The sequence below is a fragment of the Methanogenium organophilum genome, from assembly GCF_026684035.1.
In the GTDB taxonomy this organism is placed as follows: domain Archaea; phylum Halobacteriota; class Methanomicrobia; order Methanomicrobiales; family Methanomicrobiaceae; genus Methanogenium; species Methanogenium organophilum.
The window spans coordinates 1386049-1408371 of record NZ_CP113361.1 but is presented as its reverse complement, the minus strand read 5'-3'; the positions used below and the strand labels follow the sequence as shown (position 1 = coordinate 1408371).

19 protein-coding genes and 1 tRNA gene are annotated in these 22323 nt (G+C 51.2%); 9 read left to right on the top strand and 11 right to left on the bottom strand.

Annotated features, from left to right (window positions below; translation table 11 throughout):
- Positions 1-4 precede the first annotated feature (4 nt).
- From OU421_RS07025 to OU421_RS07000, 6 genes are all read right to left on the bottom strand, one after another.
- Positions 5-745, bottom strand: coding sequence for a hypothetical protein (locus OU421_RS07025; protein ID WP_268185362.1), 741 nt, complete (start codon positions 743-745; stop codon positions 5-7).
- A 124-nt stretch (positions 746-869) separates the two neighbouring features.
- On the bottom strand, positions 870-3761 hold the full coding sequence (locus tag OU421_RS07020) for a PAS domain-containing sensor histidine kinase (protein ID WP_268185361.1): 2892 nt from the start codon (positions 3759-3761) through the stop codon (positions 870-872).
- Positions 3762-4112: 351 nt separating this feature from the next.
- Complete coding sequence (gene phoU, locus OU421_RS07015) at positions 4113-4766, bottom strand: phosphate signaling complex protein PhoU (protein WP_268185360.1); 654 nt, start codon at positions 4764-4766, stop codon at positions 4113-4115.
- Position 4767: 1 nt separating this feature from the next.
- Entirely contained in the window at positions 4768-5529 is a 762-nt protein-coding gene (pstB, locus tag OU421_RS07010) for a phosphate ABC transporter ATP-binding protein PstB (RefSeq protein ID WP_268185359.1), read from the bottom strand.
- Between the two features lie 2 nt (positions 5530-5531).
- Positions 5532-7490 carry a phosphate ABC transporter permease PstA gene (gene pstA, locus OU421_RS07005; protein ID WP_268185358.1) on the bottom strand — a complete coding sequence of 653 codons (1959 nt, stop codon included), beginning with the start codon at positions 7488-7490 and terminating at the stop codon, positions 5532-5534.
- A 39-nt stretch (positions 7491-7529) separates the two neighbouring features.
- On the bottom strand, positions 7530-8381 hold the full coding sequence (locus OU421_RS07000; RefSeq protein ID WP_268185357.1) for a phosphate ABC transporter substrate-binding protein: 852 nt from the start codon (positions 8379-8381) through the stop codon (positions 7530-7532).
- A 161-nt stretch (positions 8382-8542) separates the two neighbouring features.
- Between OU421_RS07000 and OU421_RS06995 the strand changes: the two genes are divergently transcribed.
- Entirely contained in the window at positions 8543-9559 is a 1017-nt protein-coding gene (locus OU421_RS06995; RefSeq protein WP_268185356.1) for a phosphate uptake regulator PhoU, read from the top strand.
- A 199-nt stretch (positions 9560-9758) separates the two neighbouring features.
- Positions 9759-9830, top strand: a tRNA-Ile gene (locus tag OU421_RS06990).
- Positions 9831-10057: 227 nt separating this feature from the next.
- Here the strand turns inward: OU421_RS06990 and OU421_RS06985 are convergent.
- Complete coding sequence (locus tag OU421_RS06985) at positions 10058-10705, bottom strand: hypothetical protein (protein ID WP_268185355.1); 648 nt, start codon at positions 10703-10705, stop codon at positions 10058-10060.
- 146 nt (positions 10706-10851) lie between these two features.
- Here OU421_RS06985 and OU421_RS06980 point away from each other — a divergent pair, with 146 nt between their 5' ends.
- Positions 10852-11766 (top strand): bile acid:sodium symporter family protein, encoded by a 915-nt coding sequence (locus OU421_RS06980; protein ID WP_268185354.1) that lies wholly within the window; start codon positions 10852-10854, stop codon positions 11764-11766.
- A gap of 12 nt (positions 11767-11778) precedes the next feature.
- On the opposite strand, the gene OU421_RS06975 is transcribed toward OU421_RS06980, so the two are convergent.
- On the bottom strand, positions 11779-12450 hold the full coding sequence (locus OU421_RS06975) for a hypothetical protein (RefSeq protein WP_268185353.1): 672 nt from the start codon (positions 12448-12450) through the stop codon (positions 11779-11781).
- 418 nt (positions 12451-12868) lie between these two features.
- On the opposite strand from OU421_RS06975, the gene OU421_RS06970 reads away from it, so the two are divergent.
- A complete protein-coding gene (locus tag OU421_RS06970; RefSeq protein WP_268185352.1) occupies positions 12869-13459 on the top strand; it encodes a GNAT family N-acetyltransferase in 591 nt (196 codons plus the stop codon).
- Between the two features lie 170 nt (positions 13460-13629).
- Positions 13630-15201: an MFS transporter gene (locus OU421_RS06965; protein ID WP_268185351.1), complete on the top strand. Its 1572-nt coding sequence runs from the start codon at positions 13630-13632 to the stop codon at positions 15199-15201.
- A 104-nt stretch (positions 15202-15305) separates the two neighbouring features.
- Here OU421_RS06965 and OU421_RS06960 read toward each other — a convergent pair whose 3' ends face one another.
- On the bottom strand, positions 15306-15947 hold the full coding sequence (locus OU421_RS06960) for an NAD(P)H-dependent oxidoreductase (RefSeq protein ID WP_268185350.1): 642 nt from the start codon (positions 15945-15947) through the stop codon (positions 15306-15308).
- A gap of 121 nt (positions 15948-16068) precedes the next feature.
- On the opposite strand from OU421_RS06960, the gene OU421_RS06955 reads away from it, so the two are divergent.
- Positions 16069-16638, top strand: a complete 570-nt coding sequence (locus tag OU421_RS06955; protein WP_268185349.1) for a YIP1 family protein — start codon at positions 16069-16071, stop codon at positions 16636-16638.
- A gap of 81 nt (positions 16639-16719) precedes the next feature.
- Here OU421_RS06955 and recQ read toward each other — a convergent pair whose 3' ends face one another.
- Positions 16720-18555: a DNA helicase RecQ gene (gene recQ / locus OU421_RS06950; RefSeq protein ID WP_268185348.1), complete on the bottom strand. Its 1836-nt coding sequence runs from the start codon at positions 18553-18555 to the stop codon at positions 16720-16722.
- 307 nt (positions 18556-18862) lie between these two features.
- Between recQ and OU421_RS06945 the strand changes: the two genes are divergently transcribed.
- Together OU421_RS06945 and OU421_RS06940 are read left to right on the top strand one after the other, a co-directional pair.
- On the top strand, positions 18863-19438 hold the full coding sequence (locus OU421_RS06945; RefSeq protein WP_268185347.1) for a YIP1 family protein: 576 nt from the start codon (positions 18863-18865) through the stop codon (positions 19436-19438).
- A gap of 335 nt (positions 19439-19773) precedes the next feature.
- On the top strand, positions 19774-20379 hold the full coding sequence (locus tag OU421_RS06940) for a YIP1 family protein (protein ID WP_268185346.1): 606 nt from the start codon (positions 19774-19776) through the stop codon (positions 20377-20379).
- Between the two features lie 82 nt (positions 20380-20461).
- On the opposite strand, the gene OU421_RS06935 is transcribed toward OU421_RS06940, so the two are convergent.
- Positions 20462-21268 carry a methyltransferase domain-containing protein gene (locus tag OU421_RS06935; RefSeq protein WP_268185345.1) on the bottom strand — a complete coding sequence of 269 codons (807 nt, stop codon included), beginning with the start codon at positions 21266-21268 and terminating at the stop codon, positions 20462-20464.
- 100 nt (positions 21269-21368) lie between these two features.
- Here OU421_RS06935 and OU421_RS06930 point away from each other — a divergent pair, with 100 nt between their 5' ends.
- Complete coding sequence (locus tag OU421_RS06930) at positions 21369-22286, top strand: MBL fold metallo-hydrolase (protein WP_268185344.1); 918 nt, start codon at positions 21369-21371, stop codon at positions 22284-22286.
- Positions 22287-22323 lie beyond the last annotated feature (37 nt).

The window sequence follows — 22323 nt, the reverse complement described above, 5'->3', positions numbered from 1 at the left end:
ATGGTCAGGTAACCATGACAGACGACTCTGGATCAAAGGGATTTGTACGCAGGGCAAGCGAGAAGAGATACGGATAGTTTTTCATCAGGTAGTGCATGTATGCAATCCATTCATGAATCAGGAGGCCATAAACCCGTTTTACGTCTCCTCCCAAATGGGCGATATCAGAGAGGGGACACTCGGCAATCGCCCCCCGACGGCTCAGCTCTTCGGTGAGATGAAACGTGGCCCGAAGGAGTTCAGTGAAATCCTCATGTTCAAGAAGCACCGGATTTTCGAGCATCCGGACAAGGAAATCCTCACGGTCAAGAAGAAATACACGGAGGCGTTCAAGGTCCAGAGTGCAGGTATCAATATCATATTCATACGCCTTCATCCGGGCCAAAACCGCACTAAAATTCTCTTCAGACCATGCATCTGTCACCATCAGTTCTGAACGGACAGATTCGAGATTCGGATCATGGGCCGCAAAACAGGAGATCAGTGTCGTTCCTACCCGTGAAAAGAAAGTCCCGATCACCATATTCATCTTCTCCAGTTTCTGCATTTTTTCCCGTTCATCAAGAAGGCGATGAATCACAAGCGTGACAATCAACACTTCAACCGGAAGAAATGCAAGTTCATGGAGGGCAAAGACACCTATGTGGTGCAGATCATGAAACACCAGATAATGTATAAAATATAGCAGTGTCGAGCAAATTACGAGTGTAGCAGCCAGACCGATTAACCATTTCCTGTCATTCATACAAAAAACCCCTGGATTCCGGATATTTTCCGGCACTTCCTACTCTTATCCAGCATACCAATAAAACAACCCCAAAAAAGAGGAGAAGTACATCCATGCAGGAGTCCCGGTAAATAACGGTGTCCTATTCTGCATCTTCCACGTCTGTGAACCGGTATCCGGATTTGGGAATGCGAAGTGCAAACCGGGCCCCAGAGCCAACTTCACCAGTCTCGTAGAGTTCGATGCCGGTCACCCCGGCAATCTCACGGGCAATAAAGAGCCCTCCACCTGCCCCCTTTGAGAATCCGTGAGAAAATATCATTTCTTTGTTTTTTAGGGGGATCCCACACCCATCATCTTCAATGGTGATAAGCCCGGCATCATCTGTCTCTTCAAACCGTATGGTCAATGTTGTCGCACCCACGGCATGTTGGGTGCAATTCTCAACAATGGTCCTGAGAACCTCTGCAAAGAGAAAGTCAGCGTATATCTCCACCATTGGACATTCATTCAGGTACAAAAGACCGAGATCATCCATGCCAGCGACAATTTCATCGGCCAGGTAATGAACATTCTGCCACTCCGGCGGTTCTGTACCAAGGGTGTCATAATTGCGGGTCCGGGTGATCTGCCGGTTGATGGTCTCTGTCATCTCATTTATTTTTCCGGCCATCACCACCATCTCATCAACCGTGTATTCCCCGCTTTTCATCTCCTCAGAATAGAAGAGCAGACCCTGAATCTGATTGAGAATGTCATGCCGGGTAACACCTGCCAAAAGACTCAGTTTCCGGTTTGCCTCGCGGATAGCAGACTCTGCCTGTTTTTTATCCTGCACATCACGGATGATGCCCACCACCCGCTGTGGACAGCCGGTGCTGTCATACTCAATCACCTTTCCCTCAAGCGCAAACCAGTTCCACGTCCCCCCTGCGGTTTTCAGCCTGAGTTCCAAATCCAAATCAGCGACCGTTCCACTCATTATAGCCAGATTAACACTCTCAGCCGTGAGAACATCATCGGGATGCATAATCGCACGCCACGCATCCGAAGACACATGGGACGGGGATATTTGCGGCCCGGCAAGTGAGAGCAGTGCATATACATCCTCACTCAGGCTGTAGACATCTTCTTCCAGATCATAATCCCAGATGCCGACACGGGCGGCGTCGATTGCAAACCGGAGAAACTCCTCACGCTCAGTAAGCGATTCGACAAACCGATAGCGTTCGGTATTGTCCCGTATAATAAGAAGAAGGTAGGAATTTCCCTTATGGGTAAACCGGGATACCGATGCTTCCGTATGAACAGCGCCGCCCTCTTTGGTGCTGAGAAAGAGTTCTGCCGGAGTGCGGCCGGAAGAAGTAGCATCAGGTTTAAGGAACCGCTGGAAGATACGCTTACCATCCTCCGGTCCAAGGGAAAAGAGGAGAGGAAAGATATTCTTTCCTGTGACATCGTCTTCAGCGTACCCAAACATCTCTTCGGCTGCAGTATTCCACATCCGGATCTCATAGGCCTCGTCCAGTAAAACAAACGCCTCACACATCGATGAAAAGAGGAGCGCAAACATCTCCCGGTGTTCAGAGAGTCTCCCGATCGTCTCACACTGGTGTGAAATATCCTGTACCGATGCAATGTTCATGGTTGTGCCTGGAATTGAGCGTACCGATAGCACTGACGGGACTATGTTGCCGTTTTTTGTTCTGAGGGTAATTTCATGGTTTTCCAGACAAAATTCTTCATGCTTCCTGGAGATATCTGCCTCCTTTGCAACCGTGAGAAGCGTTGGATCTTCAACAAAGTCCATCCATTGCCGGGCCATCATTTCATCAGCAGATGCACCTATTATCCGTTCAAATTCATGGTTTGCACGGATAATCCGGTTATTCCGGTCGACTATCACAAGGCCGGTGCCCGATATATCAAAGGCAGACAGGTAAATACCTGAGGGACACATCGGTTCCTCTTCATCAGAGGGGCGGGACGTATCCCGGGCAATGATACGGATACACTGTTCACCCTGCAAAAGAATCGGACAGCATTCCATCGCAATCACCGGGTTTCCGCCAACAGGTGATATTACCTCTCCCTCAAATCGCACACACCCGTTTTCAATAACTGACCGAATGAGGGACTCCGGATCATATGATCCGGTGCGTGCAAAAAAAGAAAAGAAACTATGTCCAATTACCGCACGTTTCGGCTGGCGGAGCAAAGTGGCAAACCGTTCATTGATGTCCAATACAACGCCGTCAGAATCTGCAACGATGAAACCCTCCTGTGCCGCGTCAAAGAAAGATCGATATTTCTTCTCCATTTCACGGAGTGCTTCATTGTCCGGATTTCCCATCCTGGCCTCAGTAATGGCCTTTGAAATGGAGAGAATGGCTGGTTTTCCTTCGTACCGGATTACCGTGGAATACACTTCTACCGGAAACACCCTGCCATCATGTGTGATATGCAAATTTTCAAACGAACCACCACCATTTCTCAGGAGAGAAGCGTGCCGGGCAGGAGTGGCGTCACGACATCGTGGTGCGATGATGTCATCAATCCTGAGACTGAGCATTTCCTCGCGGCTATACCCAAATCTCTGGCAGGCGGATTCATTCACTTCCAGGATTCTCCGCTCTGCGTCTGCGATAAAGACGCTTTCATCGCCGTTTCCGGAGAACGTATCCTCGGCAATCTCATGCCGGGCACCAACGCTCCCTCCACCCTCGTCCGGGATCACTACTGCCAGTGCAAATGGCCCGGATTCATTTGATGACGGAAACAGAGAGAAACTGGCCATAATACCAGATGGTTCCAGCTCTGCCTGCAGCGAACAGGTGGTTCCGTTGCACGCCTTACGAACTGCAGCAAGAAATGATTTGCCGTCTCCTGCGGCCATACCGAAATCCCCCCCGGTTTTTGGCTCTGCAATTCTATGAAACGCAGCATTTGAAAAGAGCAACTGTCCGTTGGAAGAAAAACCTGCTACAGGGATTGCCCCCTCCCCCATAGTATGGCCAGAATATTCGGACTCCATTACTGATTACCCCCACATGGTCTAATTATATCGGTATTCATGATACCATAAATATTCTGTTTCCAGGGAAACCTGTACTAATAAATAATTCCTGAAATTAATTGTATTAAAATAATATACTAACATTCGTTTTCATATAATGTCAATACAGAAATTTTCAGTTCTATGCGCAGTATGAATTGCATTTTACGGCCAGAAATCCAGTAAACGCAGACAGATTTTAAAACCCCATGTTATGCCTCCCGCGTGATGATATCATCACGCGGAATTTTGGTCAGAACAAAATGTGAACGATTTTTTCCGGCCTATACCATACATAAAATCCTCTTCGAAAGAGACCTCGTTTCTTCGTTATCGTATTTCTACACGGGTGCCTTCCACCATGAAGTAGCACTTCTCTGCCATGATGCAGGCATGGTCCCCGCAGCGTTCAAGATGGCGTGCGACCGTGATGCACTCAATGCCACCCGGGATCATGTGCGGGTCCTGCATCATATAGGTGAGGCACTCCCGGAAGATACTGTCCTGCATTGCATCCACCTTACTGTCACGCTTCCCAAATGACAGAGGATCGACTACGGTTGATGTTCCAAAGGCGGTGATGACATCTTCAAGCATTTCAACAACCATATCGGCCATGACATTGAGACTATCCATCGGCACACCCGGGTTCTCATGTTCGGCAGTCAGAACATTCTTTGCAATACCTTTTCCCGCCCGTCCGACCCGATAGAGAGAATAGTTCATCACATTGTAACAGATGATCCGCCGGAGATCCTCTGCCACCGGATGATACAGCGCAAAGAGACGGACGATCCGTTCTTCTATCTCCTCATGCAGTTCAGACAGCCATATTTTTCGGTCCATAATATCATTCGCCAGTTCCTCATCATGCGAGGTGAGGCACACCATGCCGTCCGTGAGCATGCCCATGGCATGCTCTGCCATTGTCAGCACACGGGCATGAATCCCGTCCAGTTCATCATGAAATGATTCCAGTGTCATATTATCCAAACCTCCCGGTAATGTAATTGTTTGTCAGTTCGCGTTCCGGGTTTTCAAAGATCTTTGTAGTTTCACCCGTCTCGATGAGTTCCCCCATGTACATGAACCCGGTGTAGTCACTCACCCGTGCCGCCTGCTGCATGGAATGCGTCACAATGATCACCGTATACTGGCTCCTGAGTTCCTGCATCAGCGACTCAATCTTTGCTGTTGCAATCGGGTCAAGTGCCGAACAGGGCTCGTCCATTAAGATGACATCCGGGTTGACGGCAAGCGTGCGGGCGATGCAGAGGCGCTGCTGCTGGCCACCGGAGAGACCCATCGCAGACGCAGTGAGCCGGTCTTTTACCTCATCCCAGAGAGCAGCCTTTTTCAGGCTCTCTTCGACAATGCTTTCAAGTGTTTTCCGGTCACGGACGCCATGCATCCGCGGGCCGTAGGTGATGTTATCATAAATTGACTTGGGAAACGGGTTTGGGCGCTGGAATACCATGCCAACCCGTTTTCTGAGATGCACCGGATCAACGGACGGTGCATACATGTCAGTTCCATGATACGAGATCCCACCTTCGATTCTGCAGGATGGGATCAGGTCATTCATACGGTTAAAACATCGCAGAAGTGTGGATTTTCCACATCCCGATGGCCCGATGAGGGCGGTTATTGTCTGTTCCGGAAAACGAATCGTGACATCTTTCAATGCCTGGGTGTTCCCGTACCACAGGTTTACCCCCTGTGTTTCAATTACTGTTGACGTGTCCATTATTACCACCGGATACTTTTCTGATAGTGCGTTCTGAGGGCGATTGCAACGAGATAGATACCTGTTACCAGTGCAATGAGCACCAGTGCGGTCCCGTACTGGTTCGTATCTGCACCCGGGACATTGGTTGCAAGGATGTAGAGATGATAGGGGAGAGCCATCACCGGATCAGAGAGGGACGAGGGCAGGAACCGGCTTGAGAAGACGACCGCGGTGAACATGATGGGCGCCGTCTCCCCCGCGGCACGCCCGATGGAGAGAATGGCTCCGGTGATGATCCCGGGCATCGCAGACGGGAGAACCACACGCGAGATAGTCTGCCACTGCGTAGCACCGAGGGCGAGACTGCCCTGTCTCAGGGAATCCGGGACACTCCGAAGCGCCTCCTCTGTCGTCCGGATAACCGTCGGCAGCACCATCAGGGCGAGGGTGACCTGCCCTGCAATGAGACTGACCCCGAAGTTCAGGTAGAGAACGAGGAAGGAGAAACCAAACAGCCCGAATACAATGGAAGGCGTGCCGTTCAGGAGGTCGACGCCGGTCCGGATGATCCTGGTGAGAACGTTCTCACGGGTGTACTCGATGAGGTAGATGGCCGCACCGACGCCGATGGGAAGGGCGATTGCAATAGCACCTGCAACGAGGCAGAGCGTCCCGACGATGGCGGGCAGGATGCCCCCTTCGCGACCGAGCGCCCGGGGTGCGGTCGTCAGAAACTCCCAGCTGATGGCAGGCAAACCGTTTACGACGATATACCCGAGAATTACTGCAAGCGCTGCGAGCACAACGGCAATTGCTCCATAGAGGAGGACAAATGCCACGGTCTGCTGGTGATGCGGCTCGATGCGGGACGGGATGTACCGCCATGCCACGCCGATGAGCGCGAAGACAACCGCGACAAGGGGGGAGACGATAAGCGCCACCAGCAGGAATGCAGCGGCTGCAACACCCCACCGGATGGTGCGCCGGTGCGCTTCGAGCACCAGAGAGAGTCTGCCGGGACCCTTGCCGGTGCCGGTCTGTTTCCGGTGGATATGCCCGAGGAACATCGTCGCCGAAAGGTTGACGGCAAGCGTGATGAAGAGCAGCAGCAGTGCAACGCCAAAGAGGGCGTGGTAGTGGGCGCTGCCGATGGCAGTCTCTCCCATCTCGATACCCAGCGTGCCCGTGAGGGTCCGGATGGGTGAGAGGATATTATAGATGGGGTCGGGGATGATGGGGGCGTTGCCTGTTACCATCAGCACCGCCATCGTCTCGCCGACCGCCCGCCCGACGCCAAGGATGAGGGCGGCGGTGATGCCGGAGAGGGCGGAAGGGACGACGACCTGAGAGATGGTCTGCCAGCGAGTGGTCCCAAGCCCAAGGGACCCTTCCCGGTACTCTTTCGGCACGGCCGAGATGGCGTCCTCCGAGACACTGATGATGGTAGGGAGTGCCATGATGCCCAGAAGGATGGAACCTGCGAGCCAGGTCTCGCCCGAAGGGATGGAGAAATTCACCCGGATGAAGTCCGTGAGGACGATGAGTCCGAAGAATCCATACACGACGGACGGGATACCCGCGAGGAGTTCAACGGCCGGTTTGATGACAGCCTTCACACGGGGTGAGGCCAGTTCTGCGATGACGATGGCGCACGCAATCCCGAGGGGAGCTGCGATGACCATTGCACCGATAGTGACGAGAATGGTGCCCACCCAGAGCGGAAGAGTTCCATACGCCGGTATCGCGCCGGTCGGGTTCCAGGTCGCGCCAAAGAGAAACTCTGCCGGAGTGGTTTCTGCAAAGATCAAAATGCCGTCTTTCACGAGGAATGCGAGAATGAAGAAGACGGTGAGGACACCAAACACCGCGGTCAGGAACCATACATACCGAATTGAGCGTTCTTTCAGGTATGTCCTGCGATCTGCTGCGAGCTCAGCAGATACCGCGGGAGCACCGGTGACAGTCTGTTCGTATTCCATGATGCATCAAAAAAGGATTGGGAACGGGTGCCCCGCCTTTCAGGCTACCGGGACAAAGCCTTCTTCTGCGACGAGTGCCTGCCCGTCAGGGCTCATGATGAACGCCAGGTAGTCGGCAGCAAGGCCGGTCGCCTCTCCGTCGGTGAACATGTTCAGGCCCCGTGCAATCGGATACTCGCCGGAGATGACGGTCGCAACGCTGGCATCAACGATACCGCTGCCGGTTTTGACAGGCACAGCCTTCACGGTTGCATCAATGTAGCCAAGGCCGACATAGCCGATGGCGCCGGGGGTCTGTGCGACGGTCTGCCGGACCGCACCGTTCGAGTTCTTCTCAAGCTGACTTGTTGTGAAGTCTTCCTTGTCCATCACAGACTCATGGAAGTACTCGCGGGTACCGGAGGCGCTGTCACGGCCGACGACGACGATCGTTTCGTCCGGACCGCCGACATCCTGCCAGTTCGTAATATCACCGAGATAGATGGACTTGATCTGGTCGACTGTGAGGTCAGAGACCGTGTTTGACGGGTGGACAATGATCGCGATGGCGTCCTTTGCCACGACATGCTGCACGAGGTCCGGGTAGTTCGTCACCTCTTCTGACTTCAGGTCGCGTGATGCCATACCAATGTCTGCGGTGCCTTCACCGACTGCCGTTACACCAACGGATGAACCGCCGCCGGATATCTGGATGTCAGCTTCAGGGTGGGTGTCCATGTATGCTTCAGCAGTAAGCTGTGCAAGCGGAAGGACGGTGGTCGAACCGGTCACGGAGATGGTCTCTGTCTCTGCCGGACCGGTGCCGGAGTCTGTACATCCGCATACAAACGCCGTTCCCAGAAGAACAACAGCGAGTGTGAATGCAATGAATGGTTTTGAGCGCATATTCATGATGAGTTTTCACCATAGCAAAGGGGCAGAGACGAATATATAGTATTGACCGACATTCTGTACTGACAAGCCTTACACGAATATTCATGAATATACAAAATATACTGCATATACTTACAGACGAAACAACAATATATGCAGACCACATAAATACTGATACAATGGCTGAGATGGAGATCCGTAAGGTCCAGCGTAGCGGCGGTTCCTCATTTATTGTCTCTCTCCCTAAGAAATGGGTGGATGCAACAAATATCCAGAAAAATGACCCCGTGGGGCTGATCATTCAGAGCGACGGCACCCTGCTCGTCACCCCGAATACCACCGGGGTACAGCTGCAGCGGAAAAAGGTGTTCATGGCGGACGCGGGGACCGATCATACCCTCCTGCTGCGGGAACTCGTGGGGGCATATATCACCGGGTACACGGAAATTGTCATACGATCCAAACACCGCCTCCCCGCAGATATTATTGAGCAGGTGAGAAATTTCACGGCGATGTCCATCGGGCAGGAAATTGTTGAGGAAACAGATACAGAGATCCGGGTCAAAGATCTTCTCAATCCTGCTGAGATGCCAATTGAAAACACCCTGCGCCGTATGGCTATCATCGTGAACAAGATGAGCGAGGATGCGATCACCGCCCTGCGGGACCAGAACCGTTCCCTTGCAATCTCAGTCATAGAACGGGACAATGATGTGGACCGCCTCCAGTGGCTAATCGCCCGGCAGGTGAACCTCATCTTCTCCGATGTGAACCTTTCGCGCCGGATGGATATTCCTGTTGCAACTGCCTCCGGATATATCCAGATTGCAAAAATTATTGAACGCATTGCAGACCATGCCACAAAGATTGCCAAAAACGCGGTTGAACTCACGGATATTGCAATTGAAAATGGTATCTACGAAGGCATCCAGCGTGCAGAACGTGATGCGATGGCGATATTCCGGGCTGCAATGGAGGCGTTCCATTCAGGTGATCTGGAAAAGGCAAATGCAACTATCGGCCAGACGACACCGCTTGAAAAGCGTTGCCGGGAAGTCAGCCGCATGGCACTCTCGTTTGATGCGGCAAACGCGATTCATTTCGTATATATTGCAGATTCCCTCCGGAGAATCGGGGACTACTCCACCGATATCTGTGAACATACGATCAACCACATTGTTGGAATAAACGCCTGAGACCTGCGGCATATAGACCCTGACCGGTTCTTCGCCCTCCTCCGCTACCAATTTTCATACCAGTATGCAGAGTTACGTCCCCCTCCGGTGCCAGAGAGAGAAATTATCGTATCTGCCATCCCACAAAATGCCCAAAAACCAAATATATTCTCAATACATTTTTAGCCATTCATGACATAGAGAATATGCACATTTCACCGGGCCTGTAGCTTAGTGGTGGAGCGTCCGGCTCATAACCGGACGGTCATGCGTTCGAATCGCATCAGGCCCATTTCCTTTTTCTATGAATATCCGGGAGGGTGCCCATTCATATTTCCGTCATCAAAATTTCCGGGTAACGGACGTAAAACCTATCCCGCATACATCAATTCACCGAACCACATCGCCAGCAGCATACAGGCAGGCATATACCGGTACTATCGTGAAATGTTTTGAGAGCGCAGTCGTTGAATTCAGCCAAAAAGAGGGGATATATTATGGCATCTCAGTGAAGCCGGATCACTCATCTTCGGCATCCGTGTTGAGGGAGTTCAGGAATTCATCCCCGTTCATAGATCCAACGATATCTTCTTTCCGGTGATGGCGGAAATAAAAAACACCCATAATGGCGACAATGATAGAGCCTGCGAGGACAAACATCATGTCGAGCATGGTATCGTTCAGGCCATTCTGCATCTTGCCTGCCATAGACCCGCCGAGGAAGGTGTCCACCAAAAACTCATATATCTCCCAGAATCCACCGAGGGCCATCCCGAATATGATGGTAAACCCGATGATAAAGAGGGCGTTGAGCTTCATATTCCAGTAACGGTCGAGGAAGATGACACCCAAAAATCCGAGAAGGGCAACGGTCGTCCCGGAGACGAGGTGGGCAATCTTGTCATAATATGGGTAGAACATCTCATAATAGCCCTGGATGTAGCCTGCTGTGTGAAACCAGAGGGCAAGGGCAATCAGAAAGAAGACAAACCAGGGAAAATGGATGTTCATCCGGTGGGCGATGATGAAGGGGATGAGTGTTGCCACAAACATGATAAGGGCCGAGAAGAACCCCACAAGATTTCCGGTGACAAAGGCATAGATGCAGTTCAGACCGATAAGAGTCTGAAAGAAGTATGCGAGATACATGCCATACTGTTTTTCCATGTGTCCCATATTGGCACACAGTGTTATAAATACATATTTGCAGAGTATTAGACCCCCAATTCCAGAATTGCATAACAATCCGCAGGATTATGCACGGATCAGAATAACAGCATCCATTATAGGGATACCAGACAATTTTTCAGCAGATGATTTCAACCATCGGCCTGACGCTGCCCCTTGAACTCTCCATCTACCTCTTTTTAGTGGCAACGATGTTCTCCATGGGCCTTGGCCTTACGATGCGGGAGATTGCCGCACCACTTCATCGCCGCCGGTTGATAGGAATTGCCTTTTTCATCAATCTCATCGTCATCCCCCTTGCTGGTATCGCAGTGGTCAGTCTGCTCCCAATGGAAATGGGGGTTGCGGCAGGGCTACTCATCGTCGCATGCGCCCCCGGTTCGACCATCGGCCCGAAACTTGCGGAGTTCTCCAGGGGGGATGTCTCCCTTGCGATAAGCATCATGTTCTTTTTGAGTGTGCTCGCGATATTCACCACCCCGATTACGCTCACCCTCATCCTTCCGGGTGCCATTACCGAACAGATTGATTTTTTCTCGGTGATGACGACCCTTGTCATCCTCATATTCCTCCCCATGGTTGCAGGTCTTGCCATCAACTCCCGCTGGCGTTCATTTGCAGACCGGATACGGGACCGGGCATTTCTCCTCTCCAATCTCACGATCGTCATCTTTGGCATTATCTTCATCTGGGTGCAGGTGACAGGCGAGGTCCGGTTCATTGACTCATTCTTCGCAGTCGGCATCACCGCGACAGCGGCCGTCTTTATTCTGGTGGCATTTTCGATGTGCATCGGCTATCTCCTGGGAGGCCCTGAAAAACATAACCGGCAGGTAATTGCCACCAGCACAACCAACCGAAATCTCGGTGTCTCTCTGCTTGTGGGAGCAAGTGCTCTCGCATCCCATGGGGAAGCATTCCTCATCATCATTGTCTATGCAATTGTCCAGACACTGATATCTGGTTTAATTGCCGTGAAATGGGGACAAAAAGTGAGGCGGAAAGAAAAAAGGGAGAGGAAAGAAATGACCAAGGAATGACATTCAGATTTACTAACAATTGTCTACAAAAAAGCCAGATTCTCCAAGAATATATCTAATATCAATTCTATTTTCATAGCACCATCGAGAATTGTTACTTACTATTGAATGGGAAGGATTAACACAGATTCTATATGAAAGGGGATGACCGGAACCGGGACTGCAATGTAATTGTCCTACAAATCTTTTCTTCAAATCCTGTGGAAACATCTCCAAATTATCATAATCAAATATCCCATTCTTGAGGCAATATTCATGAATACTTCTTCCATGTCCAAAAACCCAAATATTCTCCGTAAATGGATTATTCAATATCTTTTCAAATTCTTCGGGGTTAAAGCAACAATAAAAACAATAGTATTGATTATTCTTCTCACACCATTTGGCAATCAGTTCTGCTCCAGACATCATAGTAGATAAATTACGAATCGGATCCAATGGTGAGATAATAATCGCATGATGAGATTTTGATTGGTTTTCAGGAATATTTGTTTTTATTTTGATAAAACGTTGAGTCTGATGATATGGAATAAATCCGATAGTAATAATCGGTATTAATACGAGTGTTTCAAGAAATAGACAATATTCAGAAAAATAATATGACCAAATTGCAATTGCTATTGAAATAAAAACAAAAATTAATAATAAATATCTCGCATTAGATTTGAGCAGATCAGTCAACATATTTTATCATTCATATTTTGCCAGATCGATATAAAAATAAAGATCGTTTTTCAGTGTTATTCATGTGGACAATCCCGTGATATTACATAAAAAATCTCGCATACACCAGAGGGCATAATCAGAAACAGAATCATTCCAGAAATCCCCCTCTTACCCGCCCGACATACGCCGGGCTCCTCCTCTCCCCAAGGGGAGAGGCAGTCCATGAGATAGACGGAATAACTGGAATACACTATTGCCAATCTCGAACTGAAATTCAAAAATGAGAAAATACAACCGCCATAATATTCCGATTCCACCTAATCATACAGGACGCATCATATATGAGGGGGGCTGTCGGGGGGATGAAATCCCCTCTGACTCTGATAAATAATTACCACAAAACTCTTTATCTCAATCCCTGCATAGAAAATTATCAATGCGGACAACATGGACATCCCCCACCCTCACCTTCTCATACATCATACTCGAAGACCTTGCTCCCATATCAGAGATGCTTGCAAAGGAGAGTGTCTGCCACTGGCTCTTTTTCGGGCCGAACACACCGGAGGTAACCCACACCTATTTCCTCCCTTTTATAGAAGAAAACGCTCTCGCGCTGACAGAAGAGAGAATGCCTGCCCACTTTGTCTTTACCATCCGGGATAAAGCGACGGGGGCGTTCATCGGCCAGTGTGCCCTTGTCGCAGAGGATTTCTCTCCCGGCGCATACATTGTCGGCTACCAGATCGATGAACCGTACTGGAACAGGGGTATCGGATCAGAGGCTGCCACCTTTCTCGTCTGGTTTGCCTTCCGCATCGCCGGTGCCTACCGCCTGAATGCCGACACCACCGCAGGGAACCGGGGTTCGGTGCGGGTGCTGGAAAAGGGAGGGTTCATCCCTGAAGGACGCCAGCGAAAATACTGGCATATAGGGGGGGAATATCAGGATCGCCTTCTCTTCGGCCTTCTTGCTGAAGAAGTCGAAGATGAACTGCTTGCCACTCTCGACCGGTTATTTACCTGAATTACGAACGGACATACTTATTCCCATCAAAACAGTCCGGATTTCTGCAATTCATACGTGTCATCGTGCAGAACCTCCACTGAACACTTCCAGGCCATATCCCTACACTCTCCTGTCCTGCACAACATCTATAAATGCCACGACCGGCATTACTCCGCAGGAGCAAACCGATGAAGCACAGGGGCGATCCGCATGAGGGGTTCAAATGGGGTGTACTCACTATCATCTGTCTCGCAGTATTCATCATGGTCATCGATACGACCATCATGAATGTCTCAATCACAGCCCTTGTTCAGGATTTGAAGACGACCGTACCGACCATTCAGGCGATCATCGCAATTTATGCCCTCGTGATGGCATCCTTCATGCTCATCGGCGGCAAACTGCAGGACGTTCTCGGGCGCAGGAAGGCATTTCTCCTCGGTGTTGCCATCTATGGTATCGGCACGTTCACCGCCTCAATGAGCTGGAATGCAACCATTTTACTCATTGGCTGGGCCATCTTCGAAGGGCTGGGTGCCATTCTGATGATGCCTGCGACAACCACGTTTCTGACCAGCACTTACAGCGGAAGGGATCTTGCCTTCGCCTTCGGGATGTGGGGCGGCATCGCCGCTGCAGGCGCCGCGTTCGGGCCGATTATTGGCGGATATCTCACCACCTTCTACAGCTGGCGCTGGGCCTTTCGAATTGAACTTGTCATCGTCTTTCTCATCCTTGTCTTATCATACCTGCTCACTGAGTCACGTCCCACCCTCAAATGGCGCGACCTCGACGTCATCGGCACACTTCTCTCCTTTGTCGGGCTCTTTGCCATTGTGATGGGTATCCTTCTCATGCGTAACTACGCGTTCTGGCAGTACATCTCGACCCTCATCGGGGCAGGCCTCGTCATCATGGGAATCTTCTTCCTCTGGGAGAAACGACGGAAAACCAAGGGTAGGGTCCCTCTCGTTGACATCAGCGTCTTCCGTAACCGGAGCTTTGTCCTCGGCAACACCATCGGCACCGTCCAGAACATCGCTTTCGCAGGATTTCTCTTCGTCATCCCGGTATTCTACCAGCAGGTAACCGGTATCAGCGCCTTTGAGACAGGGATAGTTCTCCTCCCGATGTCGATTGCAGTCTTCATTTTTTCCATTGGCGGCGCCCGCATCTCCACCTTCATTCGTCCGAAACACCTCCTCATCACAGGCCTCATTCTGGGAATGGCGGGTTCATTCATGCTCAGGGATATCTTCGGACTCGGGACCGGTACCGCCGAATTCATCCCCGGCTCCATCGTCCTGGGAGTGGGCTTTGGGATTATCCTCTCACAGGTTACAAACCTCACCCTCTCAACAGTGCCAGACGAACACGCCACCGACGCCGCGGGAGTACTGAATACCCTTCGCCAGTTGGGCACTTCGCTTGGAACCGCCACTGTCGGGGTTATTCTGCTCATCTTCAGCTACATCGGCATCGCAGACGAGGTGGAACATCAGGCGGCGATAACGGGCGTCCCTGCAGAAGAGCTGGCAACCGGACTCCGTAATTGGGTGGATGCGATGCAGACCGGCAGACCGGATCTCTTCGTCCCGGACACGGTTCTCGTGCAACTGGTGAATATCATCGACTCCGCGATCAGCTCAGCGATGCTTCGCTGCTTTGATGCCATCACGATATTTCTGGGCATTGCACTTATCGCCGCTCTCTTCCTACCCCGGCAGGCAGTCCGGTCCGAACCGGACGAAGACGCCTGAAAATCCGGTGCTGCAGGAACCACACGTCATTTTTGCCATGCAGGGAAGAAGTGGAAAATAAGAATGTTCGGACAGAACAGGCTCGAACGAGACCTCTTCAGCCGTCAGAGTAACCGCAGGTACTCTTCCCACCGCTCCAGTTCGAATCTGACCTGGAGATCATCCATCACAGCAGCATTAAAAACATAAAAGGTTGGCACAACCTCCATACCACAAAACTCAAAGGTATTGTGCCAGAGGCTCATCAGGTGATGATTGATATCCCCATGTGGTCCTCCTTCTGTGTAAAATTCCGGTGGAGAACCCGCTGTTGTTGATATCAGTGCCTTTTTCCCTGAGAGAAGGCCTTCGGTATATACCTTGCCCTCCAGCAGATTCACAACAAATCCCTGTGCAAAGACACGGTCAACCCATCCCTTCAGGATGGCAGGCGTTGAACTCCACCAGATGGGGAACTGGAAGAGTAAGAAATCCGCCCACTCCACCTTCTTCATCTCTGCCTGGATATCCGGGGCGAGGGTGCCGTTTCTGACACCTGCCACCTGCTCTCCCGGAATAGAGAAATACTCCCTGTTGCAGGGCTGCGGGAAATCATCCTGGTCGAGAACCGCCTTGAACTTCATTGCATAGAGATCCGAGACCTTTACTGTGTGGCCCATATCCTGCAGAACAGAGACTGCCTTATCCTTCATTGCGGCATTAAACGATGCGGGATAGGGATGAGCATATATTATGAGAACATTCATGACACCACCACCATATTCGGTACGTGCCATTAACGAAACCTGAGATGATGAAGGTTTCGGACGGGAAAACACTCCCGTTCCCTCCAAAGAATTATTGCAGTATTCAGCCCAGAGATAGAATATGACTCCCTCGTATTGTAACCGTATCCGCACCTGCCTCTTCTCCTTCGACCAGGGTTTTGGCGAATACCGGAACGAATCATTCAAAGATGCCTTTGTTTTCTACCTGATTCTCCTCTTTGTATTCTCCGTTCTACTAACCATCGTGATTGCTGCAGGCGCCATCGTTTTCGGACCGGCACTGGACATCCCCAACGCAACCCTTCTCTTCATCATCCCCGGCATATTCGTCTTTTCTCTCGTGGGAGGTGTCGTATCTCTTTTTATCGGGGCAGCCATCACCCATATATTCATCCTCTTTTTTAACGGAACCGGAGGATATACCGAGACCGTCCGGGCGGCATGCTACTCGATGATCCCAACACTCCTCATCGGATGGACGCTTATCGGAGCGTTCATCACCCCCTACTGGGGGATGGCGATTCAGGTCTTTGCCCTCCATGAATTCCATGGCATCTCAAAGCTGCAGGCTGTTCTCGCGGTTTTTATTCCGGTTGCAATCTTTGTGGTGTGCTACTATCTGTTCATCATTGCAATGGTGTTCAGCTCAATGATATTTCTCCCGGCATAATCTCATTCCCGTTTTTTGTTTCATACCGCCGGAACTCATAATCTGTCCTGACCGCAAAGGGGAAGGCCGGCACGGTCCTCTCTACCGCTCACCATCCGCCACGGAAATGCCGTTCTCCTCACAAAAGTGTACGATCACGGCGGCAAACAGTTCGCCATATGCATCCCATTTGGCAACTCCGACTCCTTTTATCTTCAGGAAATCAGCCTTTGTCCGCGGATAGTATGCTGCCATCCCGATTAGTGACGGGTCGGTGAAGATCATATATTTCGGAAGCCCGGCACGCCTTGCAACGTCATCCCTCTGTATCCTAAGGAGAGAGAAGAGGGCGGGGTTGTACCTGACACAGGATAGATCCATTTTCTGCATGGCAGGAGATGATTTTCCACTCATCTTTGGTTTACTGAGGAATATCGGGATATTTTTGTGACCTTTGAGATACGTCCACCCTTCTTCCGTCAGGGAAAGAACAGGATACTTCCTGCCGGACCGCATGATGTAGCCCTGAAAGATCAGGTCGTCAACCCACTCTTTCACCTGTGTTTCGGGAATATCCACAAGGGAGCCAAATGATTTTGGCTTTTGCGAATGCAGGCTTTTAACCTCATTACTTTCCAAACCACAGAGAATTCCGGCAATTTTTCCCCGTCCGATCTGGCCGTTCAGTTCCCTGACGCAGAGAAGAATCTTTCGTGCGTAAACTCCTGCATCAACTCTCCCGGTCTCTTTCTGACAGTTGTCGCACATTCCACAGTTTGTTTCGGGGAATTTCTCACCAAAATATTTCAGAAGCGTATGCCTTCTGCATACCGGGGATTCACAAAACCGTGTCAGGGCATAGAGTTTCTTCTTCTGCACCTCTTTGTAATCCCGGTCCATATCAGAACGATTAATGAGCCAGAGGTGTTTTGCCAGATCATCCCTGTCATAGAACAGAATACATTCGCCGGGCATGCCATCCCGTCCCGCCCGCCCCGTCTCCTGATAATATGATTCGATATCCTTGGGCAGGTCATAGTGCAGGACAAACCGGATATCCGGTTTATCGATACCCATTCCAAAGGCAACGGTCGCACAGATCACCCGTATTTCATCCCGGACAAATGATTCCTGCGTCTTCCTGCGGATATTGTCCTTGAGGCCCGCATGATACGGGAGAGAAGAGTATCCCTGTCCCTGCAGATACGAGGATAGCTCCTCGGTATTCTTCCGGGAAAAACAGTAGATGATGCCTGATACGTCGCGATGGGAGTCCAGATACCCAAGGATCTCCCGTTTCGGATTTGCCGATGCACGAATCTCATAATACAGGTTTTCCCGGTTGAACGAACCCACGAGTACACGGGGATTCTTCAGGTTCAGCTGACGGACAATATCATCCTTCACCGCACGGGTGGCAGTCGCCGTCACCGCGATGACCGGGACATCCGGCCAGGTCTCTTTTACCATCCGGAGCTTCCGGTATTCCGGACGAAAGTCATGGCCCCACCGGGAGATGCAATGGGCCTCATCAACCGCAACGATGGAGAGGGGAAGACCTTTGAGCAGGCGGATGAAACGGCTACTGACAAACCGTTCCGGAGAGACGTACAAAAGATTTATTTTGCCTTCCCCGAGAGCCCGTTCGGTTGCCCTGTTCTCATTAGCTCCCTGTTCACTGTTTAGTGTCGCCGCACGGATACCTTTCTGCCGGAGATCATCCACCTGATCCTTCATCAGGGAGATTAAGGGAGAGACAACAATGCCCAGAGTATTGGTATGCACCGGGAGAATCTGGTAGCACAGGGACTTCCCCCCGCCGGTCGCTTTGAGCAGGAGTACATCACGGTTGAGGTGCAAAGACGATATCGCCTCAGTCTGCTGAGGAAGAAACGAGGTGTATCCCCAGTAATCCCTGAGGGTATCATACAATGACATAACAGCTACCTGAATGTTGTTTCATGTTCAGCAATAATGCCTCGGATTTGATTTGACAATAACAAGCGAAGCAAAAGATTTCGGCATTTCATAATAGAAAACGATTCATCTGATATTTCGCAGAACACCCAGACAACTCCAGGCATGGTCTCTGCATGCCTCAAAGCCCATACGGACCAGATGCCGCAGAAATGTATTCAGATATACTCTTGAGAAACTGCCGGATGAGGAAAGGAGTGAGGAAATGGTGATGGTAAATACCTTTATCATTCGCAAACCAAAACACACAATCGGGTGAAATATCACTATGTCAACCGGATTTCTCGATAACGTAAAAGGATTCCTTCTTGATCCCACAGGGACGCTGACTGCACACAAAGACGAGAGCCTCGGGGACGCATTGCCATATTATCTGATACTTCTGGCGATTTATGGCCTACTAAACGGGATTTTTATCGGACTGGGCTATGGAATAGCAGGAAGCTTTTCAGGACTATCTGCGGCCCTGACAGCATTCGGGGCCATTGGAACGATCATTGTGGCAATTGTTGTGATGATCATCGCGGGTCTCATCGCACTTTTCATCGGAGGGTGCATACTCCACATATTTGTTTATATTGCGGGCGGAAGAAAGGACATCAGCACCACCCTGCGGGCCGTCATATACTCAGCTACACCAAACCTGCTTTTCGGATGGATACCCTTCATCGGTTTCCTCGCAGGGGTCTGGTCACTTGTCCTGGAGGTTCTGGCAATACGGGAGCTCCATGAGATATCAACCGCAAGAGCAGTCATCGCGGTCATTTTGCCGTTTATCCTCATGTTTGTTCTAATAGCACTTGCATTGGCATTCTTCCTGATCTCAGCCCCAACCATTACATAGTATTAGAATGGTGTTGGGGACGGCCCAAAGCAAATCCTATACACTCATTTTTAGGCTCTGCATCCATTCTGAATTTCTTTCCCATGCACCAGCGATCATTGCTGTAGCAGTGCTCTTAAACCGACCGGATTATACAAAAGGCCACGGATGTCTCTACAAATGTTAGCCTGCCGTCATCCTGACGAAATTTTCATATTCCTGAAGAATCGGCAGGCAGGATGCCCAACCCATTCCCATTCCAGAGGATGTGAAGATAGGAAATCAAAAGGCGGGATGAACCGGTAAATATCTTTATCGCCCATAAACCAAAACACATCAGCAGGTGAAATAATATCATGTCAACCGGATTTCTCGATAAAGTCAAAGGATTTCTTCTCGATCCTACACAGACACTTGTTGCACACAGAGACGAAAGCTTCGGGGACGCAATGCGGTATTTTATTCTCTTCCTCGTGATCTACGGGGTACTGACCGGTGTTGTGCTCGGACTGTTGATGGGTATGCTTGGAGGAATGGCCGGTGCTCAGGCCGGAATGGGGGCACTCGGTGCAGGCGGGCTGGCTGCGTTAGGAGTGTTAGGTATGGTCATTGCGTCTATCATATTCATCATCATCTTCGGTGTCATCGCCCTCTTCATTGGTGGCGTCCTTCTCCACATATTCGTCTATATCGCAGGGGGAAGGAAGGGTCTTACCACTACCGTACGGGCCGTCATCTACTCTCTCACGCCGAACCTTATATTCGGCTGGATTCCCCTCATCGGTTTCGTCGCAGGGTTCTGGACCCTTGCCCTGGAAATTCTTGCAATAAAAGAACTACACGAAATATCAACCACACGGGCTTTTATCGCCGTGTTTCTGCCGGCAATCCTCCTCGCAGTCATTGCCTTTTTTATCCTTGCAGCACTTGTGGCTGTAACCCCGGCCACCACATATTATTAGAACCACACTCAGGAATGGGGCTGGAATCTCAGGTGGCCCCTCCAATATTTCCACGTTTTGGGACAAAACTCATTTTATCCACTCATTTAACCGCATTTGCCTTAAAAAACGAATAATACAGCGTTCCGTCCGGCTCCATTGTCCTGCGGAGTGCGGCGATCCCCTCGCCCCAACGGGCGGGGTCGGAGAGACCCGCACGAAATGCCGCCTCACGGGATGCCTCAACCATCGCGATGAAGATCTTCTCGGTAAACCCTTCCACCAGATCCGGGTGGCTCGCATCCACGTAAACAGGGGCAGGTGTTACGATGACCTCTGCAAACCCCACATCCGTGAGCAGGGGATATAGTCTTCTCCCGATATTCCCGTCGCCACCGCTCCGGTACTGGAGTTCGATGAGACAGTCCACCACATGCCGGGCCGCCGGGCTCTCAGGGTGGAAGATGGCAGACCCGTGATCTCCCTCGATGACCGTCACCGATCCACCCGGACGGAGGGCCCGGTAGAGATTCGCAAGCGCCGCCTCCGGTTCCGGTATATGCTCAAGGACAAAACAAACGAAAATATGGTCCGCACTCTCGGGAGGGAGATCGGTCGATGCGAGATCGGCATGACGAAAGGTGACATTTGTATACCCAAAGGACCGCACCCGCTCTTCGGCCTGAGCGAGATAGGTCTCTGAGATATCCACCGAAAGAATCTCTGCCTCCGGAAACCGGTGGGCAAGGATCACGGTCTGGGCGCCGACACCGCATCCCGCCTCAAGGATCTGTGTACCTGCTGGGAAATCCTCCTCTGCATGGAGTATCCCTTCCAGAGCCTCCGATTGTTTCACGAGCCGTTCCGAGTCTTCTTTCCCGTATCCATGAACATACTTCTGTTCTGTCATACCCCGATCAACTCCTGACACTCTGTTTTCCTTTCAGATGTGTTGAATTATTGCCCGCCGGCATAAGCCTTATGCATCCTCCCCTGCCAGACTAAAATCAATGGAGATCACGGTCATCGGTACCGAATCCCTCGGGGTGCGGGGTCTCTCGTGTACGGTGCGGGCGGGCGAGAGGCGGGTTCTCATCGATCCGGGGGTGGCGCTGGGATATCTCAGACACGGCCACCTCCCTCATCCCTGTCAGGTGGCGGTAGGGGCAGTCGTGCGGGAGCAGATCATCGCCGCCATGGGGGAGGCAACGGATATTGTGATCAGCCACTATCATGGAGATCATGTCCCGCTTGCGGACGCAAACCCCTATCAGCTTTCCCTGAACCGCATCCCTCCCCTTGAAGGCACCCGGTTCTGGTGCCGGGGAACCGAATTTCTCTCTTTCCGTTCCCGCCAACGCCGGGAGGAAATCGCTGCACATCTCGGGCGTCCGCTCCCGGTGGCGGATGGCATCAGCGAGGGAATTTTCTCATTTTCCGCCCCTGTCCCCCACGGATCACCGCGCTCTCATCTGGGAAAAGTGATGATGACCTGTATCCGGGACGGTGACCAGACGTTCGTCCATGCCTCCGACATCCAGATGCTCAACCGGGAGGGAGTCGCGGCCATCCGGGCATGGGAACCCGATGTAGTGCTCGCATCCGGGCCACCCCTCTATCTCCTGCGCCTGACGGAAAAGGACCGCACCGAAGCCTGGAAAAACGCCCTCTCGGTGGCCATTGGCTGTGGCACCCTCATCCTCGACCACCATGTACGCCGTTCACACGGGGGATGCCGGTGGACGGAGGAACTCTCTGATGCGGCAGGAGGGAATGTCGTCTCCGCTGCAGAATTCATGGGACGTGAGCCACTGCTCCTCGAGGCCCGGCGTGAGGAACTCTACCGGGACTATCCTGTCCCGGAACGGTGGCATGACGCGTATGCGAGAGGGGAAGTGGGGGTTGAGAATTATATGGATTTTACCTAAATGATGGAGTAAAGGATGGAATTCGGGAATTACCAGT

Bases quoted from the DNA above. Each gene is read 5' to 3' on its own strand.
- pstB (WP_268185359.1), bottom strand. From the start codon at position 5,529: ATGGACACGTCAACAGTAATTGAAACACAGGGGGTAAACCTGTGGTAC.
- OU421_RS06970 (WP_268185352.1), top strand. From the start codon at position 12,869: ATGCGGACAACATGGACATCCCCCACCCTCACCTTCTCATACATCATA.
- phoU (WP_268185360.1), bottom strand. From the start codon at position 4,766: ATGACACTGGAATCATTTCATGATGAACTGGACGGGATTCATGCCCGT.
- OU421_RS07000 (WP_268185357.1), bottom strand. From the start codon at position 8,381: ATGAATATGCGCTCAAAACCATTCATTGCATTCACACTCGCTGTTGTT.
- OU421_RS06935 (WP_268185345.1), bottom strand. From the start codon at position 21,268: ATGACAGAACAGAAGTATGTTCATGGATACGGGAAAGAAGACTCGGAA.
- OU421_RS06965 (WP_268185351.1), top strand. From the start codon at position 13,630: ATGAAGCACAGGGGCGATCCGCATGAGGGGTTCAAATGGGGTGTACTC.
- recQ (WP_268185348.1), bottom strand. From the start codon at position 18,555: ATGTCATTGTATGATACCCTCAGGGATTACTGGGGATACACCTCGTTT.
- OU421_RS06940 (WP_268185346.1), top strand. From the start codon at position 19,774: ATGTCAACCGGATTTCTCGATAAAGTCAAAGGATTTCTTCTCGATCCT.
- OU421_RS06980 (WP_268185354.1), top strand. From the start codon at position 10,852: ATGATTTCAACCATCGGCCTGACGCTGCCCCTTGAACTCTCCATCTAC.
- OU421_RS07025 (WP_268185362.1), bottom strand. From the start codon at position 745: ATGAATGACAGGAAATGGTTAATCGGTCTGGCTGCTACACTCGTAATT.
- OU421_RS06995 (WP_268185356.1), top strand. From the start codon at position 8,543: ATGGCTGAGATGGAGATCCGTAAGGTCCAGCGTAGCGGCGGTTCCTCA.
- OU421_RS06985 (WP_268185355.1), bottom strand. From the start codon at position 10,705: ATGGAAAAACAGTATGGCATGTATCTCGCATACTTCTTTCAGACTCTT.
- OU421_RS07020 (WP_268185361.1), bottom strand. From the start codon at position 3,761: ATGGAGTCCGAATATTCTGGCCATACTATGGGGGAGGGGGCAATCCCT.
- OU421_RS06955 (WP_268185349.1), top strand. From the start codon at position 16,069: ATGACTCCCTCGTATTGTAACCGTATCCGCACCTGCCTCTTCTCCTTC.
- OU421_RS06960 (WP_268185350.1), bottom strand. From the start codon at position 15,947: ATGAATGTTCTCATAATATATGCTCATCCCTATCCCGCATCGTTTAAT.
- OU421_RS06930 (WP_268185344.1), top strand. From the start codon at position 21,369: ATGGAGATCACGGTCATCGGTACCGAATCCCTCGGGGTGCGGGGTCTC.
- pstA (WP_268185358.1), bottom strand. From the start codon at position 7,490: ATGGAATACGAACAGACTGTCACCGGTGCTCCCGCGGTATCTGCTGAG.
- OU421_RS06975 (WP_268185353.1), bottom strand. From the start codon at position 12,450: ATGTTGACTGATCTGCTCAAATCTAATGCGAGATATTTATTATTAATT.
- OU421_RS06945 (WP_268185347.1), top strand. From the start codon at position 18,863: ATGTCAACCGGATTTCTCGATAACGTAAAAGGATTCCTTCTTGATCCC.